Annotated in this window: 6 protein-coding genes; 2 read left to right on the top strand and 4 right to left on the bottom strand. The window is 64.2% G+C overall.

Features of this window, described 5'->3' with window-relative positions; all coding sequences use genetic code 11:
• Positions 1–613: helix-turn-helix domain-containing protein (locus ABIV12_RS00780; protein WP_348055228.1), on the top strand; the 613-nt coding region annotated here is incomplete at its 5' end.
• Between the two features lie 10 nt (positions 614–623).
• On the opposite strand, the gene ABIV12_RS00775 is transcribed toward ABIV12_RS00780, so the two are convergent.
• The 3 genes from ABIV12_RS00775 to ABIV12_RS00765 all read right to left on the bottom strand — a co-directional run bounded on the left by ABIV12_RS00775 (position 624) and on the right by ABIV12_RS00765 (position 3,033).
• Positions 624–1,376: a class I SAM-dependent methyltransferase gene (locus tag ABIV12_RS00775; RefSeq protein WP_348055226.1), complete on the bottom strand. Its 753-nt coding sequence runs from the start codon at positions 1,374–1,376 to the stop codon at positions 624–626.
• A complete protein-coding gene (locus ABIV12_RS00770) occupies positions 1,373–1,939 on the bottom strand; it encodes a pseudouridine synthase (protein WP_348055224.1) in 567 nt (188 codons plus the stop codon). The genes ABIV12_RS00775 and ABIV12_RS00770 overlap by 4 nt, the downstream gene beginning before the upstream one ends.
• Before the next feature lie 155 nt (positions 1,940–2,094).
• Positions 2,095–3,033: a methyltransferase gene (locus ABIV12_RS00765; RefSeq protein WP_348055222.1), complete on the bottom strand. Its 939-nt coding sequence runs from the start codon at positions 3,031–3,033 to the stop codon at positions 2,095–2,097.
• A gap of 316 nt (positions 3,034–3,349) precedes the next feature.
• Between ABIV12_RS00765 and ABIV12_RS00760 the strand changes: the two genes are divergently transcribed.
• Positions 3,350–3,514, top strand: a complete 165-nt coding sequence (locus ABIV12_RS00760; protein ID WP_348055220.1) for a DUF1328 domain-containing protein — start codon at positions 3,350–3,352, stop codon at positions 3,512–3,514.
• 31 nt (positions 3,515–3,545) lie between these two features.
• Here the strand turns inward: ABIV12_RS00760 and ABIV12_RS00755 are convergent.
• A partial coding sequence (locus tag ABIV12_RS00755; protein WP_348055218.1) for an isocitrate dehydrogenase kinase/phosphatase-domain containing protein occupies positions 3,546–4,216 on the bottom strand: 671 nt, incomplete at its 5' end.

Below are 4,216 nucleotides of genomic sequence, written 5' to 3'. Positions count from 1 at the left end.
TGCGCGGCCCGCCGGGGAACTTGGCGAACTTGCCGGCGTGGCTCCCGCAACCGCAAGCGTCCACCTGCGCAAGCTGGTTGAGGGCGGTCTGTTGGTGGTGCACGCACAAGGGCGGCATCGCTATTTCCGGCTTGCCGGCGAGGACGTCGCGCACCTGGTCGAATCGCTCGCGTTGGCGGGCGTGCGTGCGCCGGCCTGCGTTCGCTCAACCGCTCCCGCCGATCGAGATTTGCGCCGCGCCCGGACGTGCTACCGGCACCTCGCCGGTCAGGTGGCCGTCGCACTGTTCGAACGTCTGCGCGAGCGCGGCGCGTTGCGACTCGACAGCGATGCATTGCGTCTCAGTCACCACGGTGCACAGTGGCTGCACGATCTCGGATTGATCGGTGTCGACGATGCCATCGCGACACTGGCCGGCCGCCAGTGCATCGACTGGACCGAGCGCCGCTTCCATCTTGCAGGCCCACTCGGCACCGCGCTGGCGCAGCGATTGTTCGATGCCGGCTGGCTGCGCCAGCGCCGCAATTCGCGTGCGTTGGCCGTCGGCAGTGCGGGACGGGACGGATTGCGCGAACTCGGCATCGATTGGGATCGGTTGCAGGACGCCGCGTGACGCGCGCGCCTCAAGCGTTGCGCACGCGTCCGCAACGGACGTGGAAATCCCAGCGGACGCAACGCGCAACGCCAGCATCTCCCCAGGCCTGGGCGAGGTCTGCCTCCACCAGTGTCACCGGATCGACCCCGTTGTCAGCGAGATAGCGTTGAGTTGCCGACCAGGAGCGCAGATACGCAAGAAACTGCGCCAGCGTCCAACGAGCCGTCATCTCGAAAGACGGCGCCGGCTGTTCGTCGAACGGGAAGTCCAGCGTGCGGTAGCCGCTCTCGACGTGCCGCCGTTCGGGTGGCCAGTACGAACCGGTGAGGTCGACATAGAGACGATCCTTGACCGGATCGATCGCCGCGTCGACTCGACAGTCGGCATACGTCCAGGCGGCAACCACACCGCCGGGCTTCAGCACGCGCGCGACCTCGGCGTAAAAGCGCGCGTGGTCGAACCAGTGCAGTGCTTGCGCAACCGTGACCAGATCCGCGCTCGCGCTCGCCAGCGAACACTGCTCTGCGGGTTCAACGCGATAGTCGACGTTCGCGCACGGTTCGGCATTGGCGATCTGCGTCGCGCTGGGATCGGTTGCGAACACGTGCACGAATCGTTCGGCAAGGGCGACGCTTGCCTGTCCATTGCCGCACCCGGCGTCCCAGGCGAGATCGCGCGACGGCGCAATCCCGGCGAGCCAATCGAACAACGCCGCAGGGTAGCCCGGCCGTGCCTCGTGATAGATGCCTGCGTGGCCCGAGAAATGATCCTTGAATGTCATCGTTGCATCACCGTTGCCGGATGGGCGACCCGACGCGATTCACCCGGCTTCAACGATCCCAGTTCGTACGCGCCGACGCGCTGGCGAATCAGTCGCAGCGTCGGCAAGCCAACCGCTGCGGTCATGCGGCGCACCTGCCGGTTGCGACCTTCACGAATGGTCAGGCGCAGCCATGCCTCCGGCACGCTCCTTCGAAAACGCACCGGCGGATCGCGCGGCCACAGATCGGGCGGTGTGTCGACGAGCACCTCGACCTCGGCGGGCAGCGTCGGTCCGTCATTGAGCACGATTCCGCGACGAAGCGATGCGAGAGCCGCGGAACCCGGCAGTCCCTCGACCTGCACGAGATAGGTTTTCGGTTGCTTGTGCACCGGATCCGTCAGCCGACCGGCCAGCGCGCCGTCGTCGGTCAGAAGCAGCAGGCCTTCGCTGTCGTAGTCGAGTCGTCCAGCCGCATAGACGTCTTTTTCGCCGATGAAGTCGGCCAGCGTTCGGCGTGGCGGCGTGCTGCGGTCGGTGAACTGGCACAGCACTGCATACGGCTTGTTGAGCAGGATCAGCATCGCGGTGTCGTCGCCCCTCCGCCTATTGCGCGAGGCCGATCGCATGAGGACGGAACCTCCCGGACCGGACCTCCCGGCCTGCGCGTTGCGCGATCGGCCAGCCAACGTCACGACCCCGCGCGCCTGTTGCGGCGGCGGGGCCGATCGGAGTCAGATCATTTTGCGGCAGCGCTCTTCTCGATGCCCTGATCGAAGATCCGGTCGCCACCGGGCTTCTGGAATCGCAGCGTCATGCGGTCGGACTCGCCGATCGCGACGTACTTCTCCTTGTCCTTGTCGGCCAGCGCGAGCGACGGCGGCAGTGTCCATACGCCTTTCTCGTAGTCCTTGGTGTCTTTCGAATTGGCGTTGATTTCGCTCTTCGCCACCAGCTTGAAACCGGCGTCGGTCGCAAGCTTGATCACGAAATCCTCCGGCAGATAGCCCGACTCCTTGATCTTCTCCATGTCCGCATTGGCTGCTGCGCGATGCTCGACGACGCCGAGCGTACCGCCCGGCTTGAGCACGGCAAAAAACGCCTTGAACATCGCTGGCGCAGTATCCGCCATTGCCCAGTTGTGCACGTTGCGGAACGTCAGCACCGTATCGGCCGAATCGGGCGTGCCCAACATTGGCGCCTTCGGATCGAACTCGATCGTCTTTGCATCGCCGAACTCGGCCGCGTTGCCCTCGAACATCTTTTGCAACGCGGTTTTGTCCTGCGCCGCTTCGCCGTCTTTCTTCTTCGGCTGGGTGATCGCGGCCGTGTAGGTGCCGTTGCCCTTCATCATCGGCGCGAGAATTTCGGAGTACCAGCCACCACCCGGGGTGATTTCGACCACGTTTTCTCCAGGCTTCACACCGAAGAACGCCAGCGTCTCCTTGGGATGACGATAGGCGTCGCGCCCCTTGTTCGCTTCCGAACGCCAGCTTCCACCGACGGCCGCGTCGAGCTTGTCGCTGACCAGGTCGGTCGCGCTGCGCGGCGGTGGCGGCGTCGCCGGCTGATCCGCGACGACGGGAACGGTTGCTTTCGGCGCGGGGGCCGGGGTTTCCTGGGCTCCGCAGGCCGCAAGGGCCGCGATCAGGGGAAGCAGCAGGCCGAGCTTGTTCATGGCGATGTCCTCTGTATTAAGTCGGAATGGCGCGTGCACGGCGCAGCGCGGGAGCCTAGCACAGGCACTGGCGCGTCGATCCGCTGCCGGTCGAGTCCACGGCACCCTTCAGCGCGTGCATCGGGACGCCAGTGAACTCGTCGCTTTCGTCGCAAATCACTGCTCTGTCCACCGAATCGCCAAGCGCACAAAGTTCCATAAGTGAACGCCGGTTACATGCTTTTTCGCCGGAAGGAACCAACTCACCATCGATTCATGCCCAAAGCGTTCTCCTATGCGCTCTGAACCACCCACGTCCGTCCAAGGAGATCCGCTCATGCTGCATTACACCCTCGTTTTTCTGGTCATCGCGTTGATCGCCGGTGTTCTGGGCTTTGGCGGCGTGGCCGGTGCCGCTGCCGGCATCGCAAAGATCCTGTTTCTCGTCTTCATCGTGCTGTTTGTGGTGTCGTTGCTGATGGGTCGTCGCGGCAAGCTGTAAACAATGACGATGATCGGCGCGCCTCGCAGCTTCAGTCGGCGAGGCGCGCCGATGCGGGATACGGCGCAACGTCTTCCTGTTGGCCGGCAAGGAATCGCTCGCGTAGCGCATTCCACCACGCGGGATCAAAAATCTCCGGATGGGCGGCGAGCAACGCATCTCGCAGTTTCTGCGGCACTCCGAGAAAGCGCGGAAACTGTTCCGGAAACACGTCGCTCTCGCGCACGCTCATCCAGTCTTCCAGTGGTCGCGTTTCGTCTTCGGCACTTGCGTCAGGCAACCGCCGGAAACGGCATTGCTCAACCAGACACAGCTCGTCGTAATCGTAGAAGATCGCGCGACCAATGCGCGACACACCGAAATTCTTCAGCAACAGATCGCCCGGAAAGATGTTGCTGCGGGCGAGATCCTTGATGGCTTGCCCGTAGTCCAGCAGCGCGCGCCGCGCGTCATCTGCCGACGCTTCGCGGACCAGCAGGTTGAGCGGCCGAAGACGACGCTCGACATAGCAATGACGAATGACCAGCGCATCGTCATCGATCGCCACGCTCTCCGCACATTCCGTCGTGAGTTCCTCCAGCAACGCTGCGTCGATCTGCGCGAGCGGGAACCTCAGGTCGCGAAATTCCTGGGCATCGACCAGACGACCGACCCGGTCGTAGCGGAACACCAGTCGGTATTTCTCCTCGACCTGGCGTCGCC

This window comes from Dokdonella sp., assembly GCF_039926425.1.
Classification (GTDB): domain Bacteria; phylum Pseudomonadota; class Gammaproteobacteria; order Xanthomonadales; family Rhodanobacteraceae; genus Dokdonella_A.
This window is presented reverse-complemented; position numbering and strand designations above follow the sequence as displayed.